This window comes from Halovivax asiaticus JCM 14624 (assembly GCF_000337515.1).
GTDB classification, from domain to species: domain Archaea; phylum Halobacteriota; class Halobacteria; order Halobacteriales; family Natrialbaceae; genus Halovivax; species Halovivax asiaticus.
Map to the genome: position 1 here is coordinate 541,230 of NZ_AOIQ01000006.1, position 13,229 is coordinate 554,458.

14 protein-coding genes are annotated in these 13,229 nt (G+C 63.8%); 5 read left to right on the forward strand and 9 right to left on the reverse strand.

Going from position 1 to position 13,229, the window contains the following annotated elements; translation table 11 throughout:
- Positions 1 to 95: 95 nt before the first annotated feature.
- The 3 genes from katG to C479_RS03630 all read right to left on the reverse strand — a co-directional run bounded on the left by katG (position 96) and on the right by C479_RS03630 (position 3,714).
- A complete protein-coding gene (gene katG / locus C479_RS03615) occupies positions 96 to 2,237 on the reverse strand; it encodes a catalase/peroxidase HPI (RefSeq protein WP_007697954.1) in 2,142 nt (713 codons plus the stop codon).
- Between the two features lie 351 nt (positions 2,238 to 2,588).
- Positions 2,589 to 3,431 (reverse strand): ABC transporter permease subunit, encoded by an 843-nt coding sequence (locus C479_RS03625; protein ID WP_007697960.1) that lies wholly within the window; start codon positions 3,429 to 3,431, stop codon positions 2,589 to 2,591.
- A gap of 91 nt (positions 3,432 to 3,522) precedes the next feature.
- Complete coding sequence (locus tag C479_RS03630; protein WP_007697963.1) at positions 3,523 to 3,714, reverse strand: helix-turn-helix transcriptional regulator; 192 nt, start codon at positions 3,712 to 3,714, stop codon at positions 3,523 to 3,525.
- 431 nt (positions 3,715 to 4,145) lie between these two features.
- On the opposite strand from C479_RS03630, the gene C479_RS03635 reads away from it, so the two are divergent.
- Together C479_RS03635 and C479_RS16205 are read left to right on the forward strand one after the other, a co-directional pair.
- Complete coding sequence (locus tag C479_RS03635; protein ID WP_007697965.1) at positions 4,146 to 5,456, forward strand: M48 family metallopeptidase; 1,311 nt, start codon at positions 4,146 to 4,148, stop codon at positions 5,454 to 5,456.
- Between the two features lie 219 nt (positions 5,457 to 5,675).
- A complete protein-coding gene (locus tag C479_RS16205; protein WP_007697968.1) occupies positions 5,676 to 6,263 on the forward strand; it encodes a hypothetical protein in 588 nt (195 codons plus the stop codon).
- A gap of 57 nt (positions 6,264 to 6,320) precedes the next feature.
- Here the strand turns inward: C479_RS16205 and cofG are convergent, their stop codons facing one another.
- From cofG to C479_RS03660, 4 genes are all read right to left on the reverse strand, one after another.
- Positions 6,321 to 7,448 (reverse strand): 7,8-didemethyl-8-hydroxy-5-deazariboflavin synthase subunit CofG, encoded by a 1,128-nt coding sequence (cofG, locus tag C479_RS03645; RefSeq protein ID WP_007697971.1) that lies wholly within the window; start codon positions 7,446 to 7,448, stop codon positions 6,321 to 6,323.
- Between the two features lie 66 nt (positions 7,449 to 7,514).
- Positions 7,515 to 8,159: a 2-phospho-L-lactate guanylyltransferase gene (gene cofC / locus C479_RS03650; protein ID WP_007697973.1), complete on the reverse strand. Its 645-nt coding sequence runs from the start codon at positions 8,157 to 8,159 to the stop codon at positions 7,515 to 7,517.
- A 114-nt stretch (positions 8,160 to 8,273) separates the two neighbouring features.
- A complete protein-coding gene (locus C479_RS03655; protein WP_007697976.1) occupies positions 8,274 to 9,461 on the reverse strand; it encodes a tubulin/FtsZ family protein in 1,188 nt (395 codons plus the stop codon).
- Positions 9,462 to 9,749: 288 nt separating this feature from the next.
- A complete protein-coding gene (locus tag C479_RS03660) occupies positions 9,750 to 10,649 on the reverse strand; it encodes a complex I NDUFA9 subunit family protein (protein ID WP_007697979.1) in 900 nt (299 codons plus the stop codon).
- Positions 10,650 to 10,778: 129 nt separating this feature from the next.
- Between C479_RS03660 and tmk the strand changes: the two genes are divergently transcribed.
- Positions 10,779 to 11,396: a dTMP kinase gene (gene tmk, locus C479_RS03665; RefSeq protein WP_007697982.1), complete on the forward strand. Its 618-nt coding sequence runs from the start codon at positions 10,779 to 10,781 to the stop codon at positions 11,394 to 11,396.
- A gap of 46 nt (positions 11,397 to 11,442) precedes the next feature.
- On the opposite strand, the gene C479_RS03670 is transcribed toward tmk, so the two are convergent.
- The gene (locus tag C479_RS03670; RefSeq protein ID WP_007697985.1) at positions 11,443 to 11,673 is read right to left on the reverse strand and encodes an Lrp/AsnC ligand binding domain-containing protein; all 231 of its coding nucleotides are present in this window, start codon (positions 11,671 to 11,673) and stop codon (positions 11,443 to 11,445) included.
- 140 nt (positions 11,674 to 11,813) lie between these two features.
- On the opposite strand from C479_RS03670, the gene C479_RS03675 reads away from it, so the two are divergent.
- Positions 11,814 to 12,509: a potassium channel family protein gene (locus C479_RS03675; RefSeq protein WP_007697986.1), complete on the forward strand. Its 696-nt coding sequence runs from the start codon at positions 11,814 to 11,816 to the stop codon at positions 12,507 to 12,509.
- Positions 12,509 to 12,739: an Lrp/AsnC family transcriptional regulator gene (locus C479_RS03680; protein WP_007697989.1), complete on the forward strand. Its 231-nt coding sequence runs from the start codon at positions 12,509 to 12,511 to the stop codon at positions 12,737 to 12,739. Before C479_RS03675 ends, C479_RS03680 begins: the two co-directional genes overlap by 1 nt.
- Before the next feature lie 70 nt (positions 12,740 to 12,809).
- Here the strand turns inward: C479_RS03680 and C479_RS03685 are convergent.
- Positions 12,810 to 13,229 (reverse strand): DUF5813 family protein (locus C479_RS03685; RefSeq protein ID WP_007697991.1); only part of this gene is annotated, 420 nt, incomplete at its 5' end.

Sequence of the window (13,229 nt, forward strand, 5' to 3'; positions counted from 1 at the left end):
CGCCACGAGCACCACCCACAGTCGCACGCCTCCGCTCGATATTGACGGCGATGCGTCGACAAAAAACGATCGGTAAACGGCCGGTCAGTCAGCCCTCACTCGAGGTCGAACCGGTCGGCCGCCATCACGCTGTGCCACGCGTCGACGAAGTCGGAGACGAGTTTTTCCTCGCCGTCTTCCGCTCCGTAGACCTCCGCGATGGCGCGCAGGCGTGAGTTCGAACCGAAGATGAGGTCGACGCGCGTGCCCGTCCACGCGACCTCGCCGGTCTCGCGGTCGCGCAGTTCGAAGACCTCGCGGTCCTCGGAGACCGGTTCCCACTCGTAGTCCATCGAGCAAATCGTCTCGAAGAAGTCGTTGGTCAGCGTCCCAGGCTCGTCGGTGAAGACGCCGTGGTCGGAGTACGTTGCACCCAGGGCACGCATACCACCGACCAGTGCCGTCATCTCGTCGGGCGTCAGGTCGAGCAGGTCCGCCTTGTCGACGAGCTCCGCTTCGGCCGAGTTCCGTGCCTCGTCGCTCAGGTAGTTACGGAAGCCATCTGCTGTCGGCTTCAACGCCTCGAAGGACTCCACGTCCGTCTGGGCTTCCGTCGCGTCGGTGCGGCCGGGCTCGAACGGCACCTCGACATCGTAGCCGGCGTCGCTCGCGGCCTGCTCGACGGCCGCGTTCCCGCCGAGGACGAGCAGGTCGGCCAGCGAGACGCGCACGTCGTCCGATCGCGAGTCGTTGAACTCGGTCTGAATTGCCTCGAGCGTCGAGAGAACCGTCTCGAGTTCGTCCGGCTCGTTGACCTCCCAGCTACGCTGCGGTTCGAGGCGGATGCGTGCACCGTTCGCGCCGCCGCGCTTGTCGCTGTCCCGGTAGGTCGAGGCCGCCGCCCAGGCGGTCTTGACGAGTTGTGTGCGGGTGAGATCGGAGGTGAGGACGCGCTCTTCGAGCTCGTCGATCTCGGCCTCGCCGATCAGGTCGTAGTCGGCGTCGGGGAGTGGATCCTGCCAGAGGAGTTCCTCGTCGGGCACCTCGGGACCGAGGAAGCGCTCGGCGGGACCCATGTCGCGGTGGATCAGCTTGTACCACGCCTTCGCGAAGGTCTCCTGGAACAGCGCAGGATCCTCCTGGAAGCGCTCCAGGACCTCGCGGAAGTCGGGATCGCGCTTCAGAGCGATGTCCGTCGTGAGCATCATCACGTCCTCCTTTTCCGACGGCTCTTCGACGCCGGGGGCAGACTCGTCGAGTTCGCCGTTCTGCGTCGTCCACTGCCAGGCGCCACCGGGACCCTTCTCGGGCCACCACTTGTGGTCGAGCAGCGAGTCCACGTAGCCCATGTCCCACTGGGTCGGCGTGGTGTTCCAGGGCCCCTCGATGCCGCTCGTGATCGTGTCGGCGCCCATCCCGGAGCCGTGCTCGCTCTTCCAGCCGAGGCCCTGCTCCTCGATCGGCGCCGCCTCGGGCTCCGGACCGACGTTGGGGGTCGCCTCGTCGGCGCCGTGGACCTTTCCGAACGTGTGCCCGCCGGCGATGAGCGCGACCGTCTCCGCGTCGTCCATCGCCATGTGGCTGAACGTCTGGCGGATGTTTGTCGCGGACGCTTCGGGATCAGGTTCGCCGTTCGGCCCCTCGGGGTTCACGTAGATGAGGCCCATGACGGTGTTTCCGAGCGGGTCCTGAAGGGTGCCGTCTTCGTCGAAGCGCTCGGGGGACGCGCCCTCCATCTCGTCTTCCGGGCCCCAGTCGACGGCGTCGTCGGGGGTGTAATCGTCCTCACGACCGCCGGCGAAGCCGTACGTCTCGAATCCCATCGACTCGAGTGCAACGTTGCCAGCCAGCACGAGCAGATCCGCCCACGAGAGCTTCTGACCGTACTTCTGCTTGACGGGCCAGAGCAGGCGCCGAGCCTTGTCGAGGTTCGCGTTGTCCGGCCAGCTGTTGAGTGGTGCCAGGCGCTGGCGACCGCCGGAGGCGCCACCCCGGCCGTCGCTCGTCCGGTAGGTGCCGGCGCTGTGCCAGGCCATCCGGATGAACAGCGGTCCGTAGTGGCCGTAATCGGCGGGCCACCACTCCTGCGAGTCCGTCATCAGTTCCATAAGATCCGCCTTGACGGCCTCGTAATCGAGCGACTCGAACGCCTCCGCGTAGTCGAAATCCTCGCCCATCGGGTCCGTCTGCTGTGCGTTCTGATCGAGGATGTCCAGATCGAGCGCATCTGGCCACCAGTCTCGGTCTGCGTTTGGCATCACCTTGCTATTGCCACGTTCGCATAATAAGAGTGTCTACTTCGGAAAGGACTCCTTTTCTATGTTCTAACTAATTTTTCCGAATGCTAAATAGAAGTGGGCCGTGAACGGGACGATGACCGGTACCGCGAATGGGGCTGCAACGAAACGACTGCGCATCGCCGGGCTCGTCGGCGTCGTATTCGGCGCTACGTTCGGAACGGCAGTTCTCGGAAACGTCCACGACGGATCTGAAGAGTGCCCCGTCGGGACTCGGATCCGACTCGATCCTCACGGCCACGCACCAGGAAGTTCCGCCGCCGGAGATTGTATTTCGCTTCCGCCACCAGCGACGGATTCGACGGTGTCCCATCAACTGATATCGGCCCGTTCGAAGCGGAGGGACCCGAGCACGAGCGGGATGAGGATCCAGGCCAGTAGCACGGGAAAGCCGATCCAGTCTTGAAGGTAGACGGCACTCGATTCCGGGGTTCGCGTGAGTTCGGAGAACGCGGGGACGACGGCTTGCCTCGCGTACTGAAAGGCCGTCACTGGATTCAAAACGTTGATGACCTGCATCCAGTTCGGAAGTTGGCTACCGGCGGGGAGCGACGGGCCGATGAAGAGCAGTTGAAGGGCGAGCAGAACCGTGTCCCAGAGGGCGAGAAACAGCAGGGAAAGGAATGCGGTACCCACCAGTGCTCGGAGACGCGAGCGCATCCAGGCGGAAAAGCCAACCGAGATGGCGACGAACACGCCGCCGTGAATCGCCGTCAGAACCGCGGTCAGAAGGAACGCCGTCGTGTCGAAATCCGCGTACGTCGATACCGCGACGAGCCAAACCGCGACACTAGCCGTCAGTGTCGCCGTTGCGACGACCGAGAAGCGGCCGACGAATTTGCCGAACACGACCTCGCGGCGCGTATTGGGGAGACTCAGCGCCATTTTGATGCTCCCCCGTTCTCGCGGCCCCGCGATCGCCTGATACCCAGCCAAGAGCCCGAGAATCGGGATGAACACCGTTCCAGGCTGCGTGAGGCTGTTCAATAGCGCGAGGGTGCTCGTCGGCGTTCCCTCTCGCAGGCCGAGCTTCGGGACCCATCGAATGCTGGCGAAGAAAACGGCCGTGAGGGTAAAGAGTAGGCCCGTCGCGAGCAGCGTATACGAGCGACGTAATTCTCGATACTCCTTCCGTACGATTGCAGTGACGCTCATTCTGCCCTCGCGGAGACGTTCGATCGGGTGCTGCCGCGCCCGTCACGAGGAGGGGACGAAATTCGGTGCACAGTTGCTATTTGGTGGGGTCTTACTCAGGTTCGAATATGTCTTCGATGTTGCAGTCGAAGTGATGGGCCAACGCAAACGCCAGTTCCAGTGATGGATCGTATCGATTTCGTTCGATCGCATTGATGGTTTGTCGGGTAACGTCTACCACCTCGGCGAGTTCGCCTTGACTGAGCACTTCGTCCTCACGCCGAGCGGTGAGATCGGTCTGCATGGATCATCCACGCCGTTTCGCGATACCGATGCACACCCCGTACAGGACAAAGGGCGCTGACAGAGTGAGGAACGAGTCTGTGTTCGTGGCCGTCATTGCGGACCCCTCGTCATTCAGTAAAGAGTGTTTTACATCAGGTGATAAAACTGACGACCACTCCCGATTGGAAGCGACGGTGGCGGACGTAGTACCCCCAACGTCGACGTCGGGTCCGATGGGACCGGAGACAGCCACGAATCCGTTCGGCTGAGACGTGGGACCGACCGACGATCGGTTAACGGGACGTCTCACCGCCGAGTTCGCTGCAACTGGCGACGGTTCGGGTGTCGGAGTCGCGTCCGACGGCATCAGTCCCCCGACGGCCACACCAGCCCTCCCCGGCGTCGATTGCTGAGCGTAACTGTTACCCACGTCGACACCAACAGCACGACATGATCGATCTCGTGCCGATTGGCGAGTATCCCCTCGCCCACGCAGCCTTTCTGCTACTGGTCGTCGGATCTTCCGCATTCTTCAGTTATCTCGCCATATTGAACGTCCGACACGGCCGGGCGACGCTCGAACGCGAACGCGAGTGGGTCCAGTCGATGTTCGACGTGGACGACCCAGATCAGGTCAGCGCCTACCACCGAGCGAAGACGACGATCGGCCAGGTTCAGTCGTGGTTCACGCTCGCCGTCGTACTTCTCGCCCTCTACACCGGCGTTGCCGGGGGCGTCGTCACGTGGTTACAGGGCCTCGACTACGGACCAGTCCTCACGGGAAGTGCGTTCTTCGTCGCAGTGCTGATCGGCACGCAAGCGCTCTCGCTCCCGGGCGACCTCTACGACACGTTCGTCGTGGAGGAACGCTTCGGGTTCAACAATCAGACGCCGAGCCTCTTCGTTCGGGATCTCCTGATCCAGTTGCTCATCAGTGCGGTTCTCGTCGGCGCACTATCCGCCGCCATCCTCGCTACCGTCGAAACACTCCCGACCCTGTGGCCGGTCGCCGCGCTCGCCATCTTCGCCGGGTTCTCCCTCGCGATGCTCGTCGTCTACCCACGGGTGATCGCCCCGCTGTTCAACGACTTCGAACCCGTCGAGTCGGGCGAACTTCGCGACGGTGTCGAGCGCGTGTTCGACCGCGCCGGCTTCACCTGCGATGACGTCTACGTCATGGACGCGAGCCGACGATCCGGCCACTCGAACGCGTACTTCGTCGGCTTCGGACGGACGAAGCGGGTCGTCCTCTACGACACGCTCGTCGAGCAGATGGAGCTGCGGCAGTTAGAGAGCGTCCTCGCTCACGAACTCGCCCACTGGAAGCGCGCACACATCTGGAAGCAGTTCGTCGCCAGTCTGGCACGCATCGGGGTCGCGCTGGCCGTCCTCTGGGTGCTCCTGGACGCGACCTGGCTCTACGCCATGTTCGACCTGCCACAGACGCCGTACGTCGGGCTGGCGCTCGGGGCGCTCTGGGTCTCGCCACTGCTCGACCTGACGAGTCCGCTCGTCAATCGTCTCTCGCTCGCCCACGAGCGGGAAGCCGACGCGTTCGCCACCGATGTCATGGGTGACGGCGAGCCGCTCGTCGGTGCGCTCGCCAGTCTGACCGGTGAGAACCTCTCCAACCCGTTCCCGCACCCCCTGTACGCCACGTTCCACTACGACCACCCGCCGATCCCCGAGAGAATCCGCTACATCCGGGGACTCACCTCCGAAGAAGTGGACGAGACGGCCTCGATCGTTGATGGAAGCTGACCACAGTACTGGATCAGAATACTGAGATACAGATCGATAGCAACGACATGTGAAACATCGGCCCCAGAAGGTGGTGTATTCTGAAGCAGCATCGGGGGTGAACACCCATTTTTCGAGGACCACTGCCGAACGAAATACGTACCATTTTGCACAGTTTATGTGTTCAGAACCAAGGTTCATAATATCGAATGCTGGTTACATGTGCACCAAGCCACAATAATGAGGCGAAGAAACTACTTAGGAACGATTGGTGCAGGCACAGTCTATCCGCTCACCAGCGGTTGTCTGAGTGCCGCTAACGCGTCTTACAGCATCTCCGATGGGTGCAGTTCCGATACCTGTCCAGATGCGATCACACACGACGCCGAAATCGTCGACGGTGGCTACGCCGACGAGGAGACGCCGCTCACGATCTCGACACGAATAACGAATTCAACGAGCGAGTCGATCACGTACGCGGACCGACGACTCGTGCATATGGATTGCGTTCGGAGCACGGACGACCAGTTCGCGCTGTACGCGGTTGATCGGCTCGACGGCGGGGATACCGAGAACAACGAGTTCACAGGGGACTGCTGGCGGGCCACCGTTGGTTGCATCTCCGATCTGCTCGTCCGGAGTCGTGAACTCGCACCCGAGGAATCGGCTGAACGGGCGCTCTACGTACTCGTTCCCGAAGAGCAACCGTGCCCGGAAGACTCGCCCGGCCAAATACGGTTCAGGACGGCTGGGACGGTCCGGCGAACTGACGACGAAGACGGAACCGAAACGTCGTTCGAGTGGACCGTCACGCTGGAGCAGTCGTGACCAGTACTGGGGCCCGCCGCCGATGGGCTCTGGGACTGGAGACGACCCAAATCCGACTCAGTCGATGAGTCGACGATACCGCTCGCCAGCATCGTTGTCTTCCCCCAGAGCCGCCCGAATTCGTGGGGAAACCCACTCGCGATCCGCGGCCGAGTTCGCCGCCGCCCCGTTGCCGCGTAGTTCCGCCGACAGGAATCGCTCGTAGACCGGCAATCGCTCGGTGAGCGCCAATCCGACGTCGTCGGCGATCGAGCGTAGTTCGTCCAGCGCCGGCCAGGCGTACTCGGGATTGACGTGGTCGTCGGTCACCGGAGAGACGCCACCCAGATCGTCGACGCCGCAATCGATCAGTTCCCTGACGGGGGCCAGATTCGGCGGCGCCTGGACGGACACGTCGTCGGGGAGCGCGACGCGAGCCATCGCCGTCACCCGCCGCATGGTCGCGAGATCCGGCGTCCCACCGTTCCAGCGCTCGTTGTTCCGGACCGGCTGGATGATGACCTCCTGGACGTGGCCGTAGCGGCCGTGTAAGTCGCGAATGGCGAGCAAACTCTCCGCACGGTCTCGCCACCCGTCACCGATACCGACGAGAATGCCTGTCGTGAACGGGACGGCGAGTTCGCCGGCCGTCCGGATGGTCGCCAGACGCTGACCGGGTTCCTTTCGCCGCGGTCCAGCGTGAGCGTCGACGTCCGCCGTCGTCTCGAGCATCACGCCCATGCTCGCGTTGACGTCTGCGACGCGTCCCATCTGTTCGCGCGTCTGGTCGCCGGGGTTCGAATGTGGGAGGAGCCCTTCTTCCAGCGCAACCTCGCAGGCGGCCCGGAGGTAGTCGTGGATCGAGTCGTACCCCCACTCCTCGAGCTGGGCGTGGATCTCGGTGTAGCGCTCGTCCGGGTCGTCACCGAAGGTGAACAACGCTTCTGTGCAGCCCGCGTCGGCGCCACGTCGACAGATGTCGCGGACCTCGGCGAGCGAGAGGAGCGATGCCGCACCCGGCGGGTCGAAGTAGGTGCAGTACGTGCACGTGTATCGACAGGCCGTCGTCAGCGGAACGAACACGTTCCGGGCGTAGGTGAGCTCCGTCGGGGCCGCGACGTCCTCGGGCATCACCTCCAGCAGTCGCTCGACGTCGGTCTCGTCGATCGACACGTCGACGTCGTAACGGGCCGCTCCCGGAATCATTCACCGAAGTGTTCGAGCCTGACGGGATAAATCGTCTCGTTCCGGCCGACTATGACGGGGCCTGCGTCACCCTACTCGACCGGTCCGAGAGACCGTCACCCGCCCCTCGTCGGCCGTGACCAGTTCGAACCCCGCCTCGACGAGGAATTCGCGAGTTCGACCGTCGCCGTGACAAAGGACCTCGACGAGGTCGGCCGGTTCGTCGACGTCCGTCGCGAGCCGGAACGAATCGACGACGCCGAGCGTCGCATCGACCGACGACGCGATCGCCCGATGATCGAGGTACGACGTCCCGTGGTAGTCGACCCGGAAGTCGGGGTGACGAGTGACGAACGCGTTCGTGCCACCGCCGCGCCCCGGTGCGAAGACGACGTCGCCGTTCGCCTCGAACAGTCGGTCGAGCGCCGTCACCGTCGCCAGGGCCAGGTCGGCCATCACGACCGCGATCGGGTCGTCGTCCCCAGATGCGTCGAAGTGACTCTCGAGTAGATCGTTGACGGCAGCGTCGAGCGACCGCTCGTCGACCGTCACCGGCACGTCGACCGACACCGGCCCCGTCGCGAGGACCCTTGGGTCGTGCCCTGTCTCGGCGACGGCATCGACGACGTCTCGCAGCATCGTCCGGGCGAAGTGGCGACGCTCGTCCGCAGCGAGCGCCGACGAGAGACGCGTCTTGGGAGCGTCGGCCGCGAACGGGACGAACACCTGCATGTGACACAGCGTCGTCGGTCGGCACCCAAAAACACGTCGCCACAGCGGTCACTCACGGCTGGAGTCCGCAAGAAATCACGCAAAACGATGATCGCTCGAACGAGCCGCCCCCAGTTAGAACAGCGGCTCCAGATCTTCGGTGTCGTCCTGGACGAGATCCTCCAGGTTGTCTTCACTTTCCGCCTGAATGTCCTCCATATTGTCCTGCGCCTCGATGGCGACCTGCTGGAGGCGCTTGATCCGCGGGACGTTCGTCACGCCCGAAAGGAGGATCGAAGCGGAGACTTCCGGAATCTCTCGCGGGTAGTCGCCCCCGCGGACTTCCATACTGCCGGTTTCCTCTTCGAGCCACTTGCGACCGCGCTCGATGCCCTTCCGATTCAGGTGATCCGAGGGCCCCGAGAGAACGAGCAGCGCGCGCTCGGCGCCGTCGATCTCACAGGGGAGCGTGAGGCGACCGAGGGCGGCTTTGCGGACGAGACTCGTGATGCGGTTGGTCGTGTTGGCCGCGTCGAGGCCGTCGTCGCCGCCACCGCCGCTCCCGCCGGTGAATTTCGAGAGGAGCCCGCCGGACGAGGCGGTCAGATCGACCTCTTCGGATGCGTACCCGACGGTCGAGACGCCGCCGCCGGAGAGCGTGTTGATGATCTCCGAAGAGTCGACGACGCTCTCTGCGACCTCCTGGCCGGCCTGCACTTCGCCGGCACCGAAGAGGACGCCGAAACGACGGACGATCTCCTCGTTGATCTGGCTGTATCCACCCTCGACGGACTCGCCGGCCGAGCGCCAGGAGTCGTTGTCGAAGACGAGCAGGTTGTCGACCTCACGAACGAACGTCTGGAACGAGCGGGCGGCATTCAAGGTGTAGATGCCGCCTTCGTCGGTGCCGGGTAAGATCCCGAGTCCGTAGACGGGGATCGTGTAAATTCGCTTCAGGTGTTTCGCGAGAACCGGTGCGCCACCGGATCCCGTCCCGCCACCCATGCCGGCCACGACGAGGAAGGCGTCGACCTCGTGGGTCGGGATCGAGTCGACCGCGTTCTGGACCTCGTCGATGTCCTCCTCGGCGACTTCCGCGCCGAGCTCGTTGTCCGCACCTACGCCGTGGCCTTTCACCCGTGCCTGTCCGATGAGGACACGGTTTTCCTGTGGAATTCGGTCGAGGCCCATGAGGTCCGCCTTCGCCGTGTTCACGGCGATCGCAGAGCGGACGATACCGCTGTTCGTTCGATCGTCGTAATCGAGGAATCGATCGACGACCTTCCCTCCGGCCTGCCCGAATCCGATCATCGCCAGTTTCATTGATTCTGGGGGCTCCGTTGGCAGTGAACAGTAGCAAGAAGGATATAAACCTTGTGTCTGGCTGACTTTCACGTTCGCTACAGTATCTTCCCAAATCGCAAGCAGTCGCGGAGTTTTTGAGTAATACTCACCCATCGTTCCCAGAATATATCTCCGGATCGAGGCGCAGTATTATCGTGTTCTGGCCCACCAGTTCACGCTTGAAATGAGGGGCAGCTATTCGTCTCGGCAACTTAGTGGCAGAAGGGATATGGAAACGGTGGGTCAGCCGCCACCATCGGCCGACTGTTAGTTGCGGGCCGCGGGAGTATCGACGCCGAGATAGTCCGCGAGTGACCTGAGATCACTCGCCTCGACGCCGAATGCATCGATCGCGTTCCGGTCGACGGTGTTGTCCACCGAGAGCCCCTGCGCCTGTTCGGGCCCAAATGGAACGAACGGGACGGGACCCGCAAGCGTCAATCCGAGTTTCGAGAGCGCCATCGGAATCGGAACGATCCGGACCGATTGGTCACGGGAGGCGTAGAACAGCCGCGTCACGTCGGCCAATGTGAGGCGATCGGGGCCACCCAGCTCATACGTTTCGCCGGCGTGCGGGCCGTCGACACAATCGGCGAGCATCGGCGCCAGATCCCCGATCCAGATCGGCTGAAAGCGCATTCGGCCACCGGCCGGCAAGGGCGTGACGTACGCCGTCGTCGTCGCGTCGACGAACGAGAGGAACTCGCTATTCTCGCCGAAGACCACCGATGGCCTGACGATCACCGTCTCGAGCGGGGCCGCCTCGACGGCGACCTCGGCCCGGTGTTTGACTCGCAGGTGTTCTGTCGGCGCGTCGGGCCCCGATCCGAGGCCGCTCAGCTGACAGAAGCGATCGACACTCGCAGACTCGGCTGCTGCGAGCAGGTTTTCGGTTCCGCCGAGGTGGATGGCCTCGTGCGACAACCCGCTCGGCGTCTGGAACAGCGGCGACAGCGCGACGAGGTTGTACACCGCGTCCCGGCCCGCCACGACAGCCTCGACCGATTCTCGGTCCGTGACGTCACCGGCGACCCCCTCCACGCCGGCCGGTAGCGACGACGACTCCGGCGATCGAGCCATCGCCGTCACGTCGTGACCGCGTTCGGCGAGCCGCTCACACAACGCCGTTCCGATGAACCCGGTACCGCCGGCGACGAGGACATCCATACCGACCAGAGGCGGGCCAGCCGGATATATTTCACTGCAGACACGTCGAGTCTGGAGACGGGGACCACCGGTTCGGGCACCGCCCGCCTACTCGACAGAATCTTGTAGCCGCCGCCGTGAGTCGCGGACATGCTGGTCACGCTGGAGGGGATCGACGGAAGCGGAAAGACGACGGTGTGGGAGGCGCTGCAAGCGGAGTATCCCGACGCGACGTTTACCCGGGAGCCGACGGACTCGTGGTACGGCGAGGCCGTTTCCCGCTCGATCGGCGACGACGACGCTGACCCGCTCGCCGAACTCTTCCTCTACACCGCCGACCACGCCGATCACCTCTCGCGCGTGATCGAGCCGGCGCTCGAACGCGACGAACTCGTCATCTCCGATCGGTACGCCGATTCACGCTACGCCTACCAAGGAGCGACCCTCGATGGCGTCCTCGATCGCCCGATGGAGTACGTTCGAGGGATCCACGCCCCGTTCACGATCGAGCCCGATCTGACGTTATACTTCGATCTCGATCCGGAGACCGGCGCCGGTCGGGCCGGGGCGACTAACAAGTTCGAGCGCGCACAATTGCTCGGGGACGTCCGAGCGAATTACGAGCGACTCCTCGAGAGGGAACCGTACCGATTTATCAGACTCGACGCGACGCGTCCACCCGAAACCGTCATCGAAAGCGCAATCGACGTCCTGAACGAGCAGATCGACGCTCGCGGACCGGGCGATGAACGGCCGCCGACCGAGTAGTCGACGACGTCACAGTCGATCCGACCGATCGAGCGTCACGTCACCCCTAGTCCATCGCGACGTAGGACTTCGTATCGAGAATCCCATCGAGCGACTGCAACTCCGACGAGACGGTCTCGAGTACGTCGTGTACCGCTTCCGCCTCGACTTCGGCGATCACGTCGTAGTTTCCGGCGACGATGTGGGCGTCGGAGATCAGTTCGATCGAACGGATCGTCGCGAGCAGTCCCTCCGACTTGCCCGCAGAGGTCTTCACAAGCACGTACGCATGGACCATCAGACCCGTGGTACCATTTGGCACGACTAAAGCGTTTGGGACAACTCAGGAGCTGAACTACCGGTATTACCATCGGGGTTTTCCGAATCAGGTGTATTTGAGGGCAACATTATTCACGGGTGCACGCGTACCCCATATCCATGCGGTTTGTTATCGTTGGTGCCGGTCGGGTCGGCTTACGCACCGCGCGGGTCCTCCGCGAAGAGGGTCACGACGTCACGGTCATCGAGCGCGACGAGTCGACAGTCAGGCGCGCCGAGGACGCCGGACTCGACGTGATCGCCGGTGACGGCTCCCGGACGGAGGTCTTGGAGAGAGCCGGCCTCGACGACGCCGACGCCATCGGGGCCCTCACTCGCGATCTCAACGCGAACTTCGCCGCCTGCATGATCGCCTCACACGCGGGTTGTCGGACGGTGATGCGGATCGACGACGACTATCGCGAAGAGATCTACCGGAAGTACGCAGACGAGGTCGACGAGGTGATCTATCCCGAACGCCTTGGCGCGATCGGCGCGAAGAACGCCCTGCTCGGCGGGACGATCCGTGCGATCGCCGACATCGCACAGAACCTCCAGCTCGTCGAACTCACCGTCACGCCCGAGTCCCCGGTCGCGGGGTACCTCGTCAGCGAACTCGAACTCCCCGCCGACGCACGGGTACTCGCACACGGGTCCGAGGACGGACCGTTCGAGATCCCGCACCCGGACGAGTCGCTCGCCGCCGGTGACCGACTCGTCGTGCTCGCTGACTTCACGGTCCTGAGCGACGTCCGCCAGATCGTCGTCGGCGAGGCGGACGGCGAACAGACGGTCGACCTCGGAGGTGTCCAGTGATGGTAACCGCCTACGTGATGGTCAAAGCCAACACCGGCGACGCCGACCGACTCCGCCGAGAGATCGACGCCGTCGACGGCGTCACGGACGTCCACATCGTCGCTGGCGACGTCGATCTCATCGCGAAGGCGTCGGTCGACTCCCCGGCCGCCATCAAGGACGTCGCGGCGACCGCGATCCAAGCGATCGACGGCGTCGAGGGCACGCAAACCTACATCGCCATGGACTGATCGACGGTCGGTTCACCGCTCGCAACGTCCCTCCCTACTCCGTCGAGGTCACGGAGACCTCTAAGCCGCCCTACAACGACGATCCACCGTCGTCGACCGCCTCCTGACCTCGTTGCTGTGCATTCGCACGGAGCGTCGCCGCCTCGCCGCGATACTCGTAGCCGGGTATGAGCCCCTGCGCGTACGTACCCTCGACGAACTCGACCATCGCCTTCGCGTCCGCGACGCCCTCACCGGCGTCCCACGTGACGTAGTCGAGGGTCACGGTCACCTCGCCAGCCGGAACGTCACGCTCGACGATCGGCTCGTCGTGCGTGCCGGTGGTCGCGACGTCGAAGACGTCCGCAAGACGGCGATCGAACGTCTCGAACCAGTCGTCCTCGACCACGCGAGCGACCTCGTCGACGGTCGCCGCCGAGAGCGTCGGGACCGTGGCGACAACGGAAAACTCGCCGTCGCGATCACCCTCGACCTGTCTCTTATACACATC

Coding starts and splice junctions, on each gene's coding strand:
- C479_RS03675 (WP_007697986.1), top strand. CDS start 11,814: ATGCGGTTTGTTATCGTTGGTGCCGGTCGGGTCGGCTTACGCACCGCG.
- cofC (WP_007697973.1), bottom strand. CDS start 8,159: ATGCAGGTGTTCGTCCCGTTCGCGGCCGACGCTCCCAAGACGCGTCTC.
- C479_RS03680 (WP_007697989.1), top strand. CDS start 12,509: ATGGTAACCGCCTACGTGATGGTCAAAGCCAACACCGGCGACGCCGAC.
- C479_RS03625 (WP_007697960.1), bottom strand. CDS start 3,431: ATGAGCGTCACTGCAATCGTACGGAAGGAGTATCGAGAATTACGTCGC.
- C479_RS16205 (WP_007697968.1), top strand. CDS start 5,676: ATGAGGCGAAGAAACTACTTAGGAACGATTGGTGCAGGCACAGTCTAT.
- C479_RS03630 (WP_007697963.1), bottom strand. CDS start 3,714: ATGCAGACCGATCTCACCGCTCGGCGTGAGGACGAAGTGCTCAGTCAA.
- C479_RS03660 (WP_007697979.1), bottom strand. CDS start 10,649: ATGGATGTCCTCGTCGCCGGCGGTACCGGGTTCATCGGAACGGCGTTG.
- tmk (WP_007697982.1), top strand. CDS start 10,779: ATGCTGGTCACGCTGGAGGGGATCGACGGAAGCGGAAAGACGACGGTG.
- katG (WP_007697954.1), bottom strand. CDS start 2,237: ATGCCAAACGCAGACCGAGACTGGTGGCCAGATGCGCTCGATCTGGAC.
- C479_RS03635 (WP_007697965.1), top strand. CDS start 4,146: ATGATCGATCTCGTGCCGATTGGCGAGTATCCCCTCGCCCACGCAGCC.
- cofG (WP_007697971.1), bottom strand. CDS start 7,448: ATGATTCCGGGAGCGGCCCGTTACGACGTCGACGTGTCGATCGACGAG.
- C479_RS03670 (WP_007697985.1), bottom strand. CDS start 11,673: ATGGTCCATGCGTACGTGCTTGTGAAGACCTCTGCGGGCAAGTCGGAG.
- C479_RS03655 (WP_007697976.1), bottom strand. CDS start 9,461: ATGAAACTGGCGATGATCGGATTCGGGCAGGCCGGAGGGAAGGTCGTC.